We start from the raw sequence: 19,195 nt of genomic DNA, 5'->3' as shown, positions 1-19,195 counted from the left end.
GTCTGTAGCCGCTTCTTTACTGCTATAGATAGCAAGGTACCCTATACCGGATATGCTCCGTTCTTTGTATCTGCAATTGTTGTATCAACTTTCGTCTGCTGTGCCTGACGATATTTGAAGAACTCAGTAGCAACCTGTGGGAATAATGCATAGGATAATACATCTTCATCCTGCTGTTTGTACTGTTTCATTTCAGCTTCAATCTTATCTAGTTCAGGCTCAAGTAAGTCTGCCGGACGGCAGGTAATTGCCTTATCTTTGTCAGCACCGAGAACCTTATCCACAACTTCCGGATTGAAAGGTTTAACAGTCTGACCATATTTTCCAAGAAGAATATCCTTGGTCTCTTTGGTAGCAACTTTGTAACGCTCACCCATTAATACGTTAAATACAGCCTGTGTACCAACAATCTGGGAAGAAGGTGTAACAAGTGGTGGCTCACCAAGGTCTTTACGAACGCGAGGTACTTCAGCCAGTACTTCTTCGTATTTATCTTCCTGTCCCTGCTCTTTTAACTGGGAAATCAGGTTGGATAACATTCCACCCGGTACCTGATATAACAAAGTCTTGATATTAACACCAAGTACCTTTGGATTCATCAGGCCGCTGTCTAATGCTTCCTCACGCATTGGGCGGAAGTAATCAGCGATTTCAGCCAGTTTGTTCTGGTCAAGACCAGTATCATACTGTGTTCCCTTGAATGCTTCTACCATAACTTCGGTTGCAGGCTGGCTGGTACCAAGTGCAAATGGTGACATTGCGGTATCGATAATGTCACATCCAGCTTCTACTGCTTTCATGTATGTCATGGAAGCAACACCGGAAGTATAATGTGTATGCAGTTCGATTGGAAGGCTGGTTGAAGATTTCAGAGCCCGAATCAGTTCGGTTGCTTTCTGAGGAACCAAAAGTCCTGCCATATCCTTAATACATAAGGAATCAGCACCCATGTCTTCTACTCTCTTTGCCATTTCCATCCAGTAATCCAAGGTATAAGCATCACCTAATGTATAGGATAATGCAACCTGGGCATGTCCTTTTTCTTTGTTACATGCTGTTACTGCTGTCTGAAGGTTACGAACATCATTTAAGCAGTCAAAAATACGGATGATATCAATTCCGTTTGCAATGGACTTCTGTACGAAATACTCAACCACATCATCTGCATATGGACGATATCCCAAGATATTCTGTCCACGGAACAGCATCTGAAGTTTTGTTTTCTTAAATCCATCTCTTAATTTACGAAGTCTCTCCCATGGATCTTCTTTTAAGAAACGAAGGCAGGCATCAAATGTTGCTCCGCCCCAGCACTCTACTGCATAATATCCAACTTCATCCATTTTCGGGATAATTGGAAGCATCTGTTCTGTTGTCATTCTGGTTGCAATCAGAGACTGATGTGCATCACGAAGAACAGTTTCTGTAATTTTTAAAGGTTTTTTCATTTCTTCTGACATTTCTATCCTCCTATATACCAAAGATTGCCATAAATACACCGGCAGCTACTGCTGTACCGATAACACCGGCAACGTTTGGTCCCATTGCATGCATAAGTAAAAAGTTTGTCGGGTCTTCTTCTGCACCGACCTTCTGCGATACACGCGCAGCCATAGGCACAGCGGAAACTCCGGCAGAACCAATCAACGGATTAATTTTTCCTTTGGTAATCCAGCAAAGCAGTTTTCCAAAGAGGACTCCGGCTGCAGTACCAAACATAAATGCAATCAGTCCAAGAGCAACAATCTTAAGTGTACTGAAATTTAAGAATGCTTCTGCACTGGTAGATGCACCAACGGAAGTACCCAGAAGAATAACTACGATATACATCAAAGCATTGGATGCTGTATCTGTAAGCTGTCTGACTACACCAGACTCACGGAAGAGGTTACCAAGCATAAGCATACCAACCAACGGAGCAGTTGTCGGAAGAATCAGACATACAATTGTAGTAACTACGATTGGGAACAAAATCTTCTCCAGTTTGGATACCGGACGAAGGTTCTCCATCTTGATTGCACGTTCTTTCTTTGTTGTAAACAGTTTCATAATTGGCGGCTGAATAATCGGAACCAGAGACATATAAGAATATGCTGCCACCGCAATCGGTCCCATCAATGCAGCCTGTCCTAATTTACCGGCAAGGAAGATAGAGGTCGGACCATCTGCTCCACCGATAATAGATACGGCTGCTGCTCCCTTGTCATTGAATCCCATCAGAATTGCAAGCAGGTAAGCTCCGAAAATACCGAACTGTGCTGCTGCTCCTAAAAGGAAGCTGATTGGGTTTGCAATCAAAGGGCCAAAATCTGTCATCGCACCAACTCCAAGGAAAATCAGAGAAGGTAAGATTGACCACTCATCCAGAGTATAGAAATAATAAAGTAAACCACCGACACCATTGCTGGTCTCTTCCGGACTTGCAATAATGTCCGGATAAATGTTAACCAGAAGCATACCAAATGCAATCGGAACCAGAAGAAGAGGTTCATAACCTTTCTTGATTGCCAGATATAAGAATACGCAGGCAATTACAATCATAAGGTAGTTACCCCAGGTCAGGTTAAAGAATGCAGTCTGATGCAGGAGGTTACTCATTGTGTCTCCAACATAACTTAACATAATTTTCCTCCTAGTTGTTCATTGTAGCAAGTAATGCTCCTGCTTCTACGCTGTCACCAACTGCAACTTCGATGCTTGCAACTGTTCCGTCTTCCGGTGCAACAACAGGAGTCTCCATTTTCATAATTTCAAGAATCAGAACTGCATCACCTTTCTTTACTGCTGTTCCAGGCTGAGCCTCAATCTTGAATACTTTTCCGGCTGCTCCGGCTTCAATCTTAATGCTTCCTGCTCCGGCTGCTGCCTTAGGTGCTGCTGCTTTTGCTGCAGGAGCTGCTGCCTTTCTTGGTGCAGCTACAGGTGCAGATGCTCCGTTCTCTTCTACGGTAACATCATAAACATTTCCATTTACTGTAATTGTATAGTTTTTCATCTTTATATCCTCCTAATTATTCTTCAAACTATCTTCTCTTAATGGAACGTACTACAAATCCATCTGTAGAACTTCCTGTTGCTGCCGCAATTGCAGCAGAGATAACTGCAACAAGTTCCAAATCATCCTGAACCAGCTCTTCTTTCTGAGCTATCTGTTCTACTACTTTATCTTCTTTTGCAGCAGTTGCATCAGCCGCATTCTTTTTCTTATTCTGTAAATAAGGAATGATACGGAATGCATAAATAATAATACTGATTAAAATTAAGATTACAAATACGGTACCCATGCCCATAAGTGTATTCATTCCGGCTTTGCCCATTTTCTCGCCAAGTGAATATACCTTGTCAAATGTCATACTGGTAAGTTCCGGTGTGTCTGTAGTTGTATCAAATACAACAGTAAAACTCAAATCACGGTTGGTATAATTCAATGTCTGTTCCATTACCATTGTCTTATTTGACTCTGTCATGGTAAAGTCACCAAATCCCTGGAAATCTCCTTCGTCAGCAACAGCTTCTTTCCAACTGCTATAGAAGTTGTAGTTTACTGCATCGCTCTTCTCTGAAATGGAAGAAAGAGCATTATCAATATCAGCTTCTGACACAGTAGTTATCTGCTGTACTGTCTGTTGTACTGTATCCTTCCACTGGTCATAGGTGCCTCCATTGAATGTTATTGAAGTCTGATCTGTCTTACCACAGGCCGTAACAGAAAATGCAAGCAGACAAACACATACAAGCATCCACAATTTTTTCTTCATAAGATTCACCTTTCTATTTTGTTCCATGTTTCTTATATGGAGTATCCATACGTTTTGTAAACAGCATTTCAAAAGCTGCTACAAGATATTTTCTGGTATCAGCAGGCTCAATAATCAAGTCTACATATCCTCTCTTAGCTGCAGTTACAACGTTAGACTGTAATGCCTCATATTCTTTTGCTTTCTCAGCAAGCTTGTCCGCATCAGCGTCTGCATACATAATCTCTGCTGCAAGACGTGCATCCATCATACCGGTCTTAACATCCGGCCATGCGTATACAAGGTCAGCACCGATTGCTTTGGAGTTCATCATTACTGCTGCACTTCCGTAAGCATTACCGGTAAGCAGGCTAACCTTAGGAACGGTAGCATTTGCAAATGCATATGTAAGTTTAGCCAGAGCTTTTGCAAGTCTTCTTTCGCTGCATTTTGTTGCTGTAAATCCAGCCACATTGGTAAGAGATAATACAGGAATATCAAATGCATCACAGAACTGGATGAATTCAGAAGCTTTTTCACAGCCTTTTGCACAAAGTGCTGCATCATGCTCTGCGACTTTCTTTCCTTCTTCATCATATTCTTCTGTGCAGTTAGCAACAGCACCGACAGTCAGTCCGTTTAACTGGATGAATCCGGTTACCATGCTCTTTGCATAATCCTTCTTTGTCTCTAAGAAATTGTGATTATCAGAAATCTCGCTTAATACGAAACGAGGATCGCCTTTCATGGTATCCACATTTTCGCATGCACGGTTCAAATCATCTTCACAGTCTTCCATATAACCATTCTCTGTGTTATCTGCCGGAAGCATGCAGACCAGTTCACGAATCTGTGCAAAGATTTCTTCTTCAGAACCTGCCATATCAATGATGCCGGTCTCTGTGCTCTGGAAATCTGCAGAAGAAGTATCACATTTTCCAACGTAATTTCCTTCGATTGCGTTTGGTGCATTTACAAACATTTTGGCTTTATCAGCTTCCATATATGCAAAATCACATAATCCAGGTACTACGGTAAGTCCGCCGCCACAGTTGCCGAATACAGCACAAATCTGTGGAATTACTCCGGATGCCATAACCTGTTTTTCATAAATCATTCCTAATGCATTCAAAGCATCTACTGATTCCTGAAGACGAACTCCGGCACAATCCAAAAGTCCGATTACCGGTGCACCCATCTTCATTGCTCTGTCATAAACAGCTGCAATTTTCTTTGCATGCATCTCGCCAATTGTTCCATTTAATACGGAAGAATCCTGACTGTAGACAAATACCAGATTACCATCAATCAGACCATGTCCGGTAATGACACCATCTGATGGCGTAGCTTCATCTGCCAGATTAAAATCCGTATTTCTTGCGGTTACCAGAGAACCGATTTCCATAAAGCTGTTTTCATCCAGCAAACGGCAAATTCTCTGTTCTGCTAAGTTATTACTTCTGTTGCTCATCTCTTAGTCCTCCATCTATTTTAGAAAAAATAAAATTTTTCGCTAGGGTAATTGTAGTACATTGACCAAAACTTTTCAATAGCAAATTGTTAATTTTTTCACAGATTTTACATATCGCATTTTATGGCTGATTTTCTGACTTTATAAAGAAAAAAGGTCAACCATTCTGAGGCAGCTGTAGCGGTAATCCCATGCCGAAACACTGTCTTTTAAGACAAGTTCTTCCTCTCTCACCACCTGCCCGTTCAGTATATACTTAAGGGTTCCAACAGTAGTTCCTGCTTCCACCGGAGCCTCAAGTCTCTGCTTTCTCTCCAATTTAAATTCAATGGATTCATCCTTACGAAGCAGTATATTTTCTATCTGTTTTTCCTCTGTCCTGTTCTGAACCTCTGTCATCTTAATTCTGCTATAGTCGTCTGTCTTTGCTCCCTTTATCTCAAGCGGATACTCTGCTTCCTTGGGGATTTCCAACTCCAGAAGATTTACCTTTTCAAAAGAATCAATTCCATACTGCATCAACTGTTTTGTGTCTGACCATTTATAATTCTTATTGTTTGGCCAGCCGCAGCCTAAAAGTGCCACCACATAGGTACGGTCATCCCGCCGCAATGCTCCCACATAACAGTATCCGGCATTGCCCGTAAAACCGGTTTTACCACTGATTGCTCCGTCCATCATCGTAAGGAAACGGTTATGATTATTGCAGCTGTAGTTTCGTGTTCCTTCTATATTAGAAAAGGAATAGGACGGTGTCTGCGTAATTTCAAGAAAAGTCTCTTTCATGGGAGACTCATTGATGCAATAGCTCATAATCCGGGCAAGGTCGGCTGCTGTCGTTCCATGGAATCCGTTTTCATCTTCCTTATCCAGTCCGTTTGGCGTAATGAAATAGGTATCCATGCAGCCAAGCTCCGCCGCCTTCTCATTCATCAAGCCAGCAAATGCCTCCACACTTCCTGCCACATGTTCCGCAATTGCCACTGCCGAATCATTGTGGGATTCTAACATCAGAGAGAAACAAAGGTCTTTTAATAAAAACTGTTCCCCACTTGCTCCATTCAGCTGCACATCCGGCTGGGAGGCTGCATAATCAGAAAATGTAACCACGTTATTTAAATCTGCATGCTCTAAGGTTACAATCAATGTCATAATCTTTGTCGTACTGGCATTTGCCCGGCGCACATCCTCTTCTTTTCCAAACAAAATACGCCCTGAATCCGCATCCATTAAGCATGCAGACAGCGCGTACAAATTCTTTGGTTCTTTGATTTCTATTTCTATTTCATTTTCTTCCTGCGTTTCATCCGGATTATCCTGTGGCAGCGGTTCTGCCGGAATATGATTGGAACTAAAAAATATAAAAAGCAGAGATAATGCTGTCATTTTCTTCCACCGTCTCTTTTTCATGACCGCTCCGAAATACATTTTCTCTGCATTCTATTCATTTCTTTCTATGATTATACTTCGATTATACTTCCGCTTACTACATTCCCTGTTGCTATACTTCAAGCTTCATTTCTGCTTCCTGTTCAGCCTGATGCTTGAATTCTTCCACCTGGTCTTCATTCAGCACCGGGAGTTCATCGATGGAATGCACACCAAAGCTCCGTAAGAATTCCTCTGTTGTGCCAAATAGCATAGGTCTGCCCGGAGCATCCAATCTTCCCACTTCATTGACCAGATTATATTCCACCAGTTTGCTTACTGCATGGTCGCAGGATACGCCACGGATTTTTTCAATCTCCGCCTTGGTGATTGGCTGCTTATAAGCAATGATGGATAAGGTCTCTAACAGTACGTCTGTAAGGACACGCTTCTTTGGCTGTTTTGCAATCCGAATCAGATATTCATACATTTCATTCTTCGTACACATCTGATAAGCACCGTCCAGTTCGATAATCTGGATACCTCTTTCTTCCTGCTCATATTTCTGCTGGAGTGCTTCTATTTTCTTTTTGGTTTCCTGTTTGTCTAATTCAATTGCATTGGCAATTTTATCCAATTCTACCGATTCCCCCATGGTAAATAAAATTGCTTCTATAATTGCTTCATAATTCTTTTCTTCCATTACTACCCTCATATAATAAGAGCCTAGGCTGCAACCTTGGACTCTATTCTGATATCATCAAATATTTTATCCTGATAAATGGTTATCTTGCCCATCTTCATCAGCTCAAGCACTGCAAGGAAGGTCACGATAATCTCCATCTTGCCACACTGTGCTTCTAAAAGACTGCGGAAGCTGAAATGTGGATGTGTCATTGCATACTGCTCTAAATATACCATTTTATCGGACAGTGATACTTCTTCTTTCTCAATCTTGCCAAATTTGGAACGAACCGGGTCAATCTTATCTTCCTGCTTACGCATGATGGATTTGAAAATATCATTCAATTTCTTCAATGTGACATCTGCCATCAGTTCCTCTAAATCCACCGGCTCTTCATAGGCAGCTACCTCGTCCGGAATCGTCGGCTCCTTAAACATCACCTTTTCCGCATCCATCTGACGGTCTTTTAATTCATAGGAAATACATTTATACATCTTATATTCCAAAAGCTGTTCTACCAGTTCTGCTCTCGGGTCTTCTGCTTCCTCTTCTTCTGTCTCTTTTGCCGGAAGAAGCATCTTTGATTTAATATCAATCAGTGTGGCTGCCATAACTAAGAACTCACTCATAACATTTAAATCCTGCCGCTTCATTTCCCGGATATATTCCATATACTGATTGGTAATCTCCACAATTGGGATATCATAGATATTTACTTTATTCTTATCCAGCAGATGAAGGAGCAAATCTAACGGTCCTTCGAACACCTGCAGCTTTACTGTTAATTCCATTTCAAAACCTCTCCATTCTTTCCTAGCACATCTATTTTAACGGTATCTAAGAAAAAACGCAAGTGTTTTCACAAGATTTAGTGTTTTTCACAACTTTATACCACAAATCAAGCAATATCTTGTGGTTTTATAACCATAAACACAAGTTCCGCCCGGTTGAAGATTCTGATATGAAAGGTATGGGTTCCAAGCCCCCGGCTTACGATTACTTTCTTTCCCTCAAAATCAAAGGCTCCTGCATCATATTTCGGGAACCACTGAAACTGCGGAGAAATCAGGCTTCCAACGCCAGGAATCCGTATCAGTCCTCCATGATTATGTCCGCAAAGAGTCAAATCCGCTCCCCAGTCTGCATATTCCTTCGCGTATCTTGGATTGTGTGCTAACAGCACCTGAAATGTATCTTCCGTCTGCTCCGGAAGCGTTTTCTCAAGATAATCCTGTGGAAGTGGCACATCCACTCCTTTTTTATAACAGGACAATGGAATTTCAAGCCCGGTAACCGCCAGTTCTCCAAAAGCTTCTGTTTCATTATGTAGTACATGGATGCCAAGCTCTTTTACCTTATTTTCAAAAGCGAAAAATTTCTCCTGATACTCACTTTTTCTTATGTGGGCACGGGATTCATGATTTCCGTAAGAATAATAAACCGGTGCAATCCTGCACAGTTCTTCCAATATTTTTAACGCTGTCTCATAGGTGTCACTTTTCCTGCTAACCACCATATCTCCTGGAATCAGAATCAGATCCGGCTGTCCACTTCTAATTGCATCTAAAAGCCGGATGTTGTCTTTTCCATACTGAAAACCATGCAAATCTGCCAGTACTGCTGCCTTATATTCTCTTTGCACTTTACCACTTTTTATCTCATAATCCGTTCTTGCAAATTTTTTTAATTCCTGCCACTGCCAGATTATGTAAACCAAAATCACACATGCTATTACAATAATGATTTTTAATAACATCTTTCACCTCTTTGCATCAACAAAATAAACCATGCTTTATCTGCATATTTCTTTCTCTTCTCTATTAAAATGTAATAGAACATACCGGAGGTATTCTTATGCATACCATTCTTTCCATTTTCATAAGCCTGTCTCTTCTTGGCCCGGCCTTTTTACCAATGGCATCACAATTTTCTGTTCTTGCAGAAAACGAAACTCCTGCAGAATCCAACAATCCATCCCCTGATGCTTCCATGCCAGATGCTTCCAATCCGGATGCTGCTTCCGATGCATCTGCTCCGGTCACATTGTCTGCTCCCAGCGCTCTTTTAATGGAAGCATCTACCGGAACCATCATCTATGAAAAGGATGCTCATTCCATCCTGCATCCTGCCAGCATTACGAAAATCATGACACTGATTCTGATTTTCGATGCTCTGGACGCACAAAAAATTTCCCTGGATGATGTTGTCACAGTTTCGGAACATGCTGCAAGCATGGGCGGTTCCCAGGTCTTCTTAGAGCCGGGTGAAACCCAGACCGTTGATACCATGATAAAGTGTATCAGTGTTGCCAGTGCCAATGACGCCTGCGTTGCCATGGCAGAATTCATTGCCGGTTCGGAAGATGCCTTCGTTGCCCAGATGAATGAGCGGGCTGCCGGTCTTGGTATGAAGGATACCAACTTTGTTAACTGCTGCGGTCTTGACGTTGACAATCATATGACCAGTGCCTATGATGTTGCTCTAATGTCCCGGGAATTAATCACAAAATATCCGCAGATACATAATTATTCTACCATCTGGATGGAAAATATTACCCATGTCACGAAAAAAGGGTCTTCCGAATTTGGTTTAACCAACACCAATAAGCTCATCAAACAATACGCCTATGCCACTGGATTAAAAACCGGTTCCACCGGTCTTGCCAAGTACTGTGTCTCAGCCACTGCTGAAAAAGATAACATTAAACTCATCGCAGTCATTATGGCTGCACCGGATTATAAAGTGCGTTTTGCTGATGCGTCCGCCCTTTTAGACTATGGTTTTTCCGTATGCCGGCTCTATCAGGATACCACACCGCCCGCTCTGCCGGAATTATCAGTACGGGGTGGCACTGATAAAAAGGTCAGTCTTTCCTATGAAGGAACCTTTTCATATCTTGATACTGCAGGAAATGACTTAAATCTTATTGAAAAAAAGCTTTCTCTTCCAGAAGAAATAAAAGCTCCGGTAACACAGGGAAAAGAAGCCGGCACACTTTACTATACATTAAATGAAAAAGAAATCGGCTCCATCCGTGTCTTATATGATACTACAATTCCAAAAGCTACCTATCAGGATTATTTTCGTAAGACGCTTACTTATTTCTTCTCCCTGTAAAACCTTTTCTACAAAAGCGGGGCCAGCAGACGCAGACAGGTCTGTATCATCCGTACTCCTACAAATCTGTGTTTGCAGAATTCCAGATCAATCTGCTGTGACTGTCCGATTACCGCAAGTGCATCTTCTTTTAACTGCAGCACTGCCTCGGTCTTATAGCACCAGACTCCGCATTCAAAATGCAGATACATACTGCGGTAATCCAGATTGATACTGCCTACGGTAGCAATTTTATCATCACAGACAAAACTCTTTGCATGAATAAATCCCGGTGTATACTGATAAATCTTTACACCACTTTCAATAAGAACACCATAATCTGCCTGTGTCAGAAGATAAACAAATTTCTTATCCGGAATTCCAGGTGTTACAATCCGCACATCCACACCACGTTTTGCCGCATTCTGAAGGCTTACCAGCATTTCATGGTCAATAATCAGATACGGGGTGAAAATGTAGACATACTTCTGTGCTGAATTAATAATGTTCATGTATACATTCTCGCCGGTATTTTCGTGATCTAACGGTGTATCACTATACGGCTGCACATATCCAACGGATGGAATCTTTGCCACATAGTCTGCATCCGGCCGGAACTTCTCATAATCCTCCGTGGAATTTATTATATAATTCCACATTTCAAGAAACATACAGGTAAAGCTCCATACCGCTGCACCTTTCATACGGATTCCGGTATCCTTCCAGTATCCAAACCGCTCAATTTCATTGATATATTCATCTGCAATATTGATTCCACCAGTAAATGCAACATTTCCATCAATAACGAGGATTTTTCTGTGGTCACGGTTATTCATAATGACAGCCAGTCTCGCCCGCAACGGATTAAACGCCGCACATTTAATTCCGATTTTCTGCAATTCCTTATAGAAATTATTCGGCAGTGTCGTAATGCAGCCAACATCATCATAAATCAGACGTACTTCTACGCCCTCTTCCACTTTTTCCTTCAAAAGCTGAATCAGCTCCCGGAACATCTTTCCATCATCTAAAATAAAATATTCCAGAAAAACAAACTTTTTCGCTTTCCGGATTTCTTCTAACATAACTGGAAACATTTCTTCTCCGGACGGATAATAATTTGTTGCTGTATGTTCATAAACTGGAAAATGCGCCCAGTCACTGATATATGAAGACTGTCCAGCGGCAACCGAATCTTCTTCTGCCAGCCGTTCTCTGCACGCTCTATCTTCTGTAAGAAGCGGTTCTACTTCCTCATTTACACGGTTCATTTTCTCTCTTGCCTTTCTGGTGAGTTCCGGTCTTCCAAATACCACGTACAGCAATAATCCGAGCAATGGAAACATCAGAATAATAAATACCCATGCCAGCCGGTATGCCGGATTCATTCTTCGATTTACAACGAATAAAGCTACGATAAATGCAAGTATATTGAGAATCAGGTTGATGTAAGTAGACATTTTACCAACTTCCAGCAGCAGATAAAATAAATATCCAAACTGAAGTAAAATAAGTAAAACTGTGATAAAAAGTCTGCTGATTAAAACTTTAACTATTTTCTTCACCTTATTCCCTCCTCTTTCTTTTCTACCCCTTGTTTTATGCGTATTCTTCATTCTACCGCATTTTCTCCCAGAAATCAAATGTCCGGCGTATTCCTTTCCCTCTGTCTCTGTCTCTTTCTCTTTCTTTCTGCTTTTTATCTCTTCCAGGCTATTTTCTTTTATCGAATCAGCCGCATGACATCCAGCCTCCCCCAGCCCTGTGCATGCTTGGATTTTCCAGTATCTACACTCGTCTCATAAAGCCGCAGTTTTACTTCTGCCGGTTTTAGATTTGGATAACGGCTTAAAAGCACCGCGACCGCCCCCGCCACCACCGGTGTTGCCATAGAGGTTCCACTTTTCATCTCATAACCATTTCCCATCCGCTTACAGCTGACAATCGCTGTTCCAGGAGCCACTACTTCTGGTTTCATAATGCAGGCTTCCGTCGGACCCCTCCCACTATACCCACGCATCAGACCCAGATTTTTTACTTCTCCTTCCTCATCATCACTGCTGCCCACCGTTATAATCTTCCGGCATAGCCCCGGTATCGTAATACTCTTATCCTTTGGCCCGTTATTTCCTGCAGCAGCAACCACTACGATTCCTGCGTCCCAGACTGCTTCAATTGCTGCTAACAATTCCTCCTGTTCTTCCCTTCTGGCCGAAGCAAGCATTCCTACGGAAATATTTAAGATTCTTATATTCATTTTCCCATAATTTGCAATCAGCCATTTTAATGCAGATACCACCAGTCTGGTATTTCCCTTTCCCATACGGTCTAATACTTTTATCGCATATATCGCTGCTCCCGGTGCCATCCCCCGGTAACGTCCATGAGAAGCAAAACCGGAACCTGCAATAATTCCGGAAACATGGGTTCCATGACCGTTATCATCATAAAGTATCTTCTTATCACCTACATAATCACGAAATCCTCTGATTCTTTGTCCAAAATCAATATGAGTTCCAATTCCTGTATCCATCACGGCTACCGTGACATTATTTCCAATATATCCTAGTTTATGAGCTTCATTCACCCTTGTAATCTGTCTGACCCGTTCCATACTGCACCATTTTATGTTTTCTTATAATATATGCAGTGCAGCATTTTTGACCACCTGCAGTGCTTTCCGGATACCCGAAAAAAGTTTACCCAGCAAACTCGGCTCTTTTTTTCTGCCAGACTTTTTTCTTCGCTACTTACGTAAAAAGGCGTATACCCTTGTGGATTTTCATCCGCAAAAGCATACGCCTTATTTTATTTATGTGAGTATTGAAAAATCACATGCCACGAATCTGCAATTAGTTCTGAGCAGGAACATCCTTGATGGAGAAGCTGATTCTTCCCATTCTGTCTTTGCCCATGCAGATACAGGTTACTGTATCACCAAGAGTCAGAACATCTTCTACATGTTCGATTCTCTCTTTCGCAATTTTGGAAATGTGAACCATTCCCTCTTTGCCCGGTGCAAATTCGATGAATGCACCAAATTCTTTGATGCTTACTACTTTACCAGTGAAAATCTGACCTTCTTCAAAATCAGTTGTAATGATACGGATCATGTCAGCAGCTTTCTCAAGCATTGCTTTATCGGTACCACAGATGCTTACTGCACCTTCATCATTGATGTCAATCTTAACACCAGTGCGGTCGATAATCTCGTTGATTGTCTTACCCTTCTGACCTACTACATCACCAATCTTAGCCGGGTCAATCTGAACCTGAAGAATCTTTGGAGCATACTGTCCAACTTCTTTTCTTGGCTCAGCAATTGCTTTGGACATAACTTCGTCCATGATATAAAGTCTTGCTTCCCTGGTTCTTCTGATTGCTTCTTCTACGATAGGTCTTGTTAATCCGTGAATCTTAATATCCATCTGGATTGCAGTAATACCGTCATGTGTACCAGTTACCTTGAAGTCCATATCTCCGAAGAAGTCCTCAAGTCCCTGAATATCGGTTAATACGATGTAATCATCATCTGTCTCACCAGTTACCAGACCACAGGAAATACCTGCAACCATTTTCTTAATCGGAACACCTGCAGCCATAAGTGCCATACAGGATGCACAGGTAGATGCCATAGAGGTAGAACCATTAGATTCAAAGGTCTCGGATACGGCACGGATTGCATATGGGAATTCTTCTTCAGAAGGAAGAACCGGAACCAATGCTTTCTCAGCCAGTGCTCCATGTCCGATTTCACGACGTCCCGGTCCTCTGGAAGGTTTTGTTTCTCCAACAGAGTAGGATGGGAAATTGTAATGGTGCATATATCTCTTGGTGGTAATATTCTCATCTAATCCATCGATTTTCTGAACTTCAGATAATGGAGCTAATGTTACAACATCACAGATCTGAGTCTGTCCACGGGTAAACATAGCAGAACCATGTACTCTAGGAATAATATCAACCTCAGATGCCAGCGGACGAATCTGGTTGATTGCTCTTCCATCCGGACGTTTGTGGTCTTTTAAAATCATCTTACGAACGGTCTTCTTCTGATACTGATATACAGCCTCACCAACTAATGGAAGCCACTCTTCGTTATCTGCAAATGCCTCTTCCATTTTCTCTGTTACTTTACGGATATTTTCTTCTCTGGTCTGTTTGTCGTCAGAGAATACTGCTACTTCCATCTCATCCGGTGTAACAATCTCACGCATAGCTGCAAACATTTCCTCTGGAACTGCACAGCTTGTATATTCATGTTTTGGTTTACCAACTTCGTTTACCAGTTTCATAATGAAATCATTAATGGTCTGGTTGATGTCGTGTGCCATGTAAATTGCTTCAATCATTTTATCTTCCGGAATCTCATTTGCTCCGGCTTCAATCATGATTACTTTCTCTCTGGTAGAAGCAACCGTCAACTGTAAATCACCATTGTCCCAAACTTCCTGGGATGGGTTGATTACAAATTCACCATCTTTCATTCCGACCTGTGTCATAGCACATGGTCCGTCAAATGGGATGTCCGAAATGCAGGTTGCAATCGCAGAACCAAGCATTGCTACGATTTCCGGACGGCATTCCGGGTCAACGCTCATAACGAGGTTGTTTAATGTTACATCATTACGATAATCCTTTGGGAATAACGGACGCATAGGTCTGTCAATTACACGGGAAGTAAGAATTGCATTCTCAGATGCTTTTCCTTCTCTCTTATTAAATCCGCCAGGGATTTTTCCTACTGCATAAGATTTCTCTTCGAACTCTACGCTAAGAGGGAAAAAGTCGATTCCGTCTCTTGGCTTTTCAGATGCTGTTGCAGTAGATAATACAGTGGTATCACCGTAGTGCATGAATGCACATCCATTTGCCTGTTTACCCACACGGTTAATATCAACCGTAAGAGTTCTTCCGGCAAGTTCCATTGAATAACTCTGGTACATATCATTTCTCCTTTTTTGTATACAGGATATTCCTGCTTATTATGGCAGAAGTTCCGAAATGGTGCTGTTTGCAGCCATCCGGAGGTGTATCGACCGAAACTACTGATTAACACAATCTGTAATTGCACTAATCAGTGGTCTCGGAATCGTCCTTCTGCCGTTCTTACATTGTCATCCATAAGACTCTGTACTTGCAGTTCCTTACGGATATCCGGCAACCTGTGGAAGCCTAGCAACCGAAAAATAGAGCGGACAACTCCGCTCTATTCTATACGGTTTCCTTTTACAAGAAATTACTTTCTTAAACCTAAACGTTCGATTAAAGAACGATATCTTTCAATATCAACTTTCTTTAAGTAAGCCAGTAAACGACGTCTCTGACCAACCATCTTTAAAAGTCCTCTTCTGGAATGATGATCCTTCTGATTTACTTTTAAGTGCTCATTCAGCTCATTGATTCTGGCTGTTAAAAGTGCAACCTGTACCTCTGGTGAACCTGTGTCTGTAGCAGTTTTACCATATTCTGCGATGATTGCTTCTTTTCTTTCTTTTGATAACATTTACGTTTCCTCCTTATATTTTCTTATCGCCTGATAATCAGCAAAAGGTCGGAGTGTCCATCTACCGAATATCGGCTAAATCATACCTAACAAATATAACATACTACTTATTATTTGTAAACAAAATTCTGTTAGTTTCCTTATCTAGTTTCCTAATACACGGACAACACATACTGGTGAACGATAATATGCATTGGAAATCTTGATTCCGGTAGAAGGTGAACTTGCATGAACAATCTGACCATTTCCGATATAGATTGCCACATGGTTGATGCCCTTACCGCTACCATAGAAGAACAAATCTCCCGGCTGTGCTTCGGATGCACTGATTCTGGTTCCGCATCCTGCCTGTGCTCTGGATGAGTGTGGCAGATATACGCCATAATTTGCATATACGGATAATACAAATCCGGAACAGTCCGCTCCTCTGGTAAGGCTGGTTCCGCCCCATACATATGGATTACCGACAAACTGTGTTGCATAAGCCACCAGTGATACTCTTGTATCTGAAACACCCTGACCATATTTTAATTCTGTCATGGTCTGTGCCTTTGGCAGCTGCTGTGAAATCTCTACATAGTCGGTGCTTGCATATCCTACATCACCATCTAAGTCTACTTCCACCCAGCCATCATACTGATTTAAAACCTCTAATTCTTCTCCTTCCGGCATCAATGCCAGTTTGGTACAATCGGTATTCATCTCAGCACGTACATTTAAAGTCTGTGTTGTAACGGTTGCAATGGTCTTCATTACTTCCTGGGCTTTTGCTACAGCTGCCTCTCCGGTAATGATATATTCTGCTTTTACATATCCGGTTACCTGACCAGATTCAATTTTAAGCCACTCGCCATCGTCCTCTAAAATTTCACATCCGGCATCACTCTGCATCTTTCCTACGATATCAGAATTGGTATCCGGCTGTTCCCTTACATTTAAACTGCTGTCAACCTGTGCAATACCAAGATTGGTATATCCACAGATTGTTGTATCTACAGGTACCGCTGTATCGGTTGCTGCTGTATCTGCAGGTACCGTTGTATCAGTTGCTGCAGCATCCTCAGACTGTCCTTCCATCGTTGTAACAGTATTGGTTGCTGAAACAACAATATCTGTATTATAATAGGAATCCATTGTAGCAAATATTCCTGCATTTAAGCCGGAACCTGCTGATGTCTGTGCAGCTGCGCCACCCTCAAGCGCCACTGTAAGTCCACAGGTAAGAATAAATGCTGTTGTCTTCCACTTTCTATTGTTCTTCATAAAAATATGCCTCCTGACATTGTAACGATGCAAAATGCACCCTGCATTTCCGCATCTGTTCGAATCAATATGCTTCTCCATATTTTAAGATTATAGCAACGTGATTTCATAATGTCAACATAAATATGTAACAATTATGTAACAATTGTTCGAAATTTTACGAAATTCATATATTTAATGCTGCTGTACATAAAATCTGCCATAGGCAATATCCTGTTCGAGCTGTTGCTTTAAAGCCTCTAAGGATTCAAACTTCATCTCGCTGCGCTCTCTGCTCCGGAAGCAGACACGCACTTTCTTTCCATAGAGATTCTCATTAAAATCAAAAATATTGGTTTCCACTGCCACCGGATTAACCCCTTCGATAGTCGGCTTACATCCAACATCTGCGATTCCATGATACGTCTTATCCCCTACTACAACATCACAAACATAGACACCAAACGGCGGAAGCAGTTTGTTTTCCGGCGGTATGATATTTATGGTCGGGATTCCAAGTACCTTCGCGCCCATTTCTCTGCCATGTATTACAACACCTTCCACAAAATAATCATAGCCAAGAAGGTATTTTACTTTTTCCATATTGCCCTTTTCTACTTCTTCCCGGATAAAGGTACTGCTGATATCCCGATTCTCATACTGAACCTTATCTATTACCTTAAGTTCATAATGCAGCTTCTTCGCATATATTTCCAGCAGATGGTAATCTCCGCGGCGGTTATGTCCGAAATGAAAATCTGTTCCAACCACAATGCCACGGATTTTCATGGAAGAAGCCAGCATTTCAATAAATGCTTCCGGTTCCATGGTCATGACTTCTTTGGTAAAAGGATATTCAATCAGATAATCAATGCCCTGCTCTTCACAGATTGCAACCTTCTCTTCATTCGTCGTAAGCACCTTCTGGACTTCATTTATCCTGCCCGGTCTCGGCGGAATGGCAAAGGTAAATAGTACCGTTGCACAGCCTTTATTCTTCTGCTCCATCATATGTTCTAATAAAGTCTCATGTCCTCTGTGCAGACCGTCAAATTTGCCAAGGGAAAGCACGCATTCTTCTTCAATATGAAATTCTGTTGTTCCATGTATATACTTCATTTTTTATACCTGCTTAAATGTCTTTTTCCTTCTCATTGCTGTGTAAAGAAAAGTTTTACCGGCTTAAACAGCCTGTCCGCTGTACGGTATTCATATATTCCAACAAAATGATTTGCATTGTCATACACTCTGACTTTTTTGCAGTCATCTTCTTTATAAAAAGAAGCAAGCGTATGCTCTATCGTCTCTGCCTCTGCTATCACAGGCAACGGCAGCTTATTTCCATTATATAAAAGTGCAGTACTATCTTTGCGGCTGTGAATCTGTGGCAGATTTTTAAATACGGTATCAATGGGATATAAAATCTCTTCTATCTTACCACTTTTCATTATTGTCTCAATTTCCTGCAGTGTTTTTGCATCTTCTATTTGAAAATCTGAAACTCTTGTCCGTACCAGGTACTCCATACAGGCTCCACAACCTAATTTTTCTCCGATGTCATGGCACAATGTACGGATATAAGTTCCTTTGGAACAGTGCACCCGCATGGTCACTCGTGGCAAGTCGATTGATAAAATTGCAATATCTAATATCTGAACCTTCCTTGCCTTGCGTTCTACTTCCACACCTTCTCTTGCTAAGTCACATAATTTCTTTCCATTGACCTTCAGTGCAGAATACATCGGCGGAATCTGTGCATATTCTCCCACAAAGCTTTCAATACACTGCTTTACTTCTTCTATGGAAAGATTTACCTCGGATTCCTTTAATATGGTTCCTGTCATATCCTGGGTATCCGTTTCTTTTCCCAAAAGCATGACTGCCTCGTATACCTTGTCCTTATCAGTTAAAAGGTCACAGACTCTGGTTGCTTTTCCTATACATACAGGAAGTACGCCCTCCGCATCCGGATCAAGCGTACCTGTATGTCCAATCTTTTTCATTTTTAAAATTCCACGCAGCTTTGCAACTACGTCAAAGGACGTAAATCCTTTTTCTTTTCTTACATTAATAATTCCGTCCATACGTTA

The 19,195-nt window shown here is 41.6% G+C and carries 17 protein-coding genes; 1 reads left to right on the top strand and 16 read right to left on the bottom strand.

Going from position 1 to position 19,195, the window contains the following annotated elements:
• Window positions 1–41: 41 nt before the first annotated feature.
• From DXB43_RS04370 to DXB43_RS04330, 9 genes are all read right to left on the bottom strand, one after another.
• The gene (locus DXB43_RS04370; RefSeq protein ID WP_117946907.1) at window positions 42–1,460 is read right to left on the bottom strand and encodes an oxaloacetate decarboxylase subunit alpha; all 1,419 of its coding nucleotides are present in this window, start codon (window positions 1,458–1,460) and stop codon (window positions 42–44) included.
• Window positions 1,461–1,470: 10 nt separating this feature from the next.
• Complete coding sequence (locus DXB43_RS04365; RefSeq protein WP_117697187.1) at window positions 1,471–2,622, bottom strand: sodium ion-translocating decarboxylase subunit beta; 1,152 nt, start codon at window positions 2,620–2,622, stop codon at window positions 1,471–1,473.
• Window positions 2,623–2,632: 10 nt separating this feature from the next.
• Window positions 2,633–2,995 (bottom strand): biotin/lipoyl-containing protein, encoded by a 363-nt coding sequence (locus DXB43_RS04360; protein ID WP_117946906.1) that lies wholly within the window; start codon window positions 2,993–2,995, stop codon window positions 2,633–2,635.
• A 28-nt stretch (window positions 2,996–3,023) separates the two neighbouring features.
• Window positions 3,024–3,758, bottom strand: coding sequence for an OadG family protein (locus DXB43_RS04355; RefSeq protein WP_117697185.1), 735 nt, complete (start codon window positions 3,756–3,758; stop codon window positions 3,024–3,026).
• 13 nt (window positions 3,759–3,771) lie between these two features.
• The gene (locus tag DXB43_RS04350; protein ID WP_117946905.1) at window positions 3,772–5,208 is read right to left on the bottom strand and encodes an acyl-CoA carboxylase subunit beta; all 1,437 of its coding nucleotides are present in this window, start codon (window positions 5,206–5,208) and stop codon (window positions 3,772–3,774) included.
• Between the two features lie 141 nt (window positions 5,209–5,349).
• Entirely contained in the window at window positions 5,350–6,618 is a 1,269-nt protein-coding gene (locus DXB43_RS04345) for a D-alanyl-D-alanine carboxypeptidase family protein (RefSeq protein ID WP_243006639.1), read from the bottom strand.
• 91 nt (window positions 6,619–6,709) lie between these two features.
• Window positions 6,710–7,279, bottom strand: coding sequence for an SMC-Scp complex subunit ScpB (scpB, locus tag DXB43_RS04340; protein ID WP_117841006.1), 570 nt, complete (start codon window positions 7,277–7,279; stop codon window positions 6,710–6,712).
• Window positions 7,280–7,302: 23 nt separating this feature from the next.
• Window positions 7,303–8,052, bottom strand: a complete 750-nt coding sequence (locus DXB43_RS04335; RefSeq protein WP_022243723.1) for a segregation and condensation protein A — start codon at window positions 8,050–8,052, stop codon at window positions 7,303–7,305.
• Between the two features lie 107 nt (window positions 8,053–8,159).
• A complete protein-coding gene (locus DXB43_RS04330; protein ID WP_117946904.1) occupies window positions 8,160–9,017 on the bottom strand; it encodes a metallophosphoesterase in 858 nt (285 codons plus the stop codon).
• A gap of 98 nt (window positions 9,018–9,115) precedes the next feature.
• Here DXB43_RS04330 and DXB43_RS04325 point away from each other — a divergent pair, with 98 nt between their 5' ends.
• Window positions 9,116–10,378 carry a D-alanyl-D-alanine carboxypeptidase family protein gene (locus DXB43_RS04325; RefSeq protein ID WP_117946903.1) on the top strand — a complete coding sequence of 421 codons (1,263 nt, stop codon included), beginning with the start codon at window positions 9,116–9,118 and terminating at the stop codon, window positions 10,376–10,378.
• An 8-nt stretch (window positions 10,379–10,386) separates the two neighbouring features.
• Here DXB43_RS04325 and cls read toward each other — a convergent pair whose 3' ends face one another.
• The 7 genes from cls to truB all read right to left on the bottom strand — a co-directional run bounded on the left by cls (window position 10,387) and on the right by truB (window position 19,189).
• Window positions 10,387–11,922 (bottom strand): cardiolipin synthase, encoded by a 1,536-nt coding sequence (cls, locus tag DXB43_RS04320; protein ID WP_117946902.1) that lies wholly within the window; start codon window positions 11,920–11,922, stop codon window positions 10,387–10,389.
• 158 nt (window positions 11,923–12,080) lie between these two features.
• Entirely contained in the window at window positions 12,081–12,971 is an 891-nt protein-coding gene (locus tag DXB43_RS04315) for a S8 family peptidase (RefSeq protein WP_117697177.1), read from the bottom strand.
• A gap of 238 nt (window positions 12,972–13,209) precedes the next feature.
• On the bottom strand, window positions 13,210–15,303 hold the full coding sequence (locus DXB43_RS04310) for a polyribonucleotide nucleotidyltransferase (protein WP_117697175.1): 2,094 nt from the start codon (window positions 15,301–15,303) through the stop codon (window positions 13,210–13,212).
• A gap of 293 nt (window positions 15,304–15,596) precedes the next feature.
• Window positions 15,597–15,863 (bottom strand): 30S ribosomal protein S15, encoded by a 267-nt coding sequence (gene rpsO, locus DXB43_RS04305; RefSeq protein WP_022242572.1) that lies wholly within the window; start codon window positions 15,861–15,863, stop codon window positions 15,597–15,599.
• Between the two features lie 144 nt (window positions 15,864–16,007).
• On the bottom strand, window positions 16,008–17,126 hold the full coding sequence (locus tag DXB43_RS04300) for a C40 family peptidase (RefSeq protein WP_117946901.1): 1,119 nt from the start codon (window positions 17,124–17,126) through the stop codon (window positions 16,008–16,010).
• Window positions 17,127–17,300: 174 nt separating this feature from the next.
• Window positions 17,301–18,224, bottom strand: a complete 924-nt coding sequence (locus DXB43_RS04295; RefSeq protein ID WP_022242574.1) for a bifunctional riboflavin kinase/FAD synthetase — start codon at window positions 18,222–18,224, stop codon at window positions 17,301–17,303.
• Window positions 18,225–18,256: 32 nt separating this feature from the next.
• Window positions 18,257–19,189: a tRNA pseudouridine(55) synthase TruB gene (gene truB / locus DXB43_RS04290; RefSeq protein WP_022242575.1), complete on the bottom strand. Its 933-nt coding sequence runs from the start codon at window positions 19,187–19,189 to the stop codon at window positions 18,257–18,259.
• Window positions 19,190–19,195: the final 6 nt, after the last annotated feature.

It is taken from the genome of Roseburia sp. OM04-10BH, assembly GCF_003462605.1.
In the GTDB taxonomy this organism is placed as follows: domain Bacteria; phylum Bacillota; class Clostridia; order Lachnospirales; family Lachnospiraceae; genus Roseburia_C; species Roseburia_C amylophila.
This window is presented reverse-complemented; position numbering and strand designations above follow the sequence as displayed.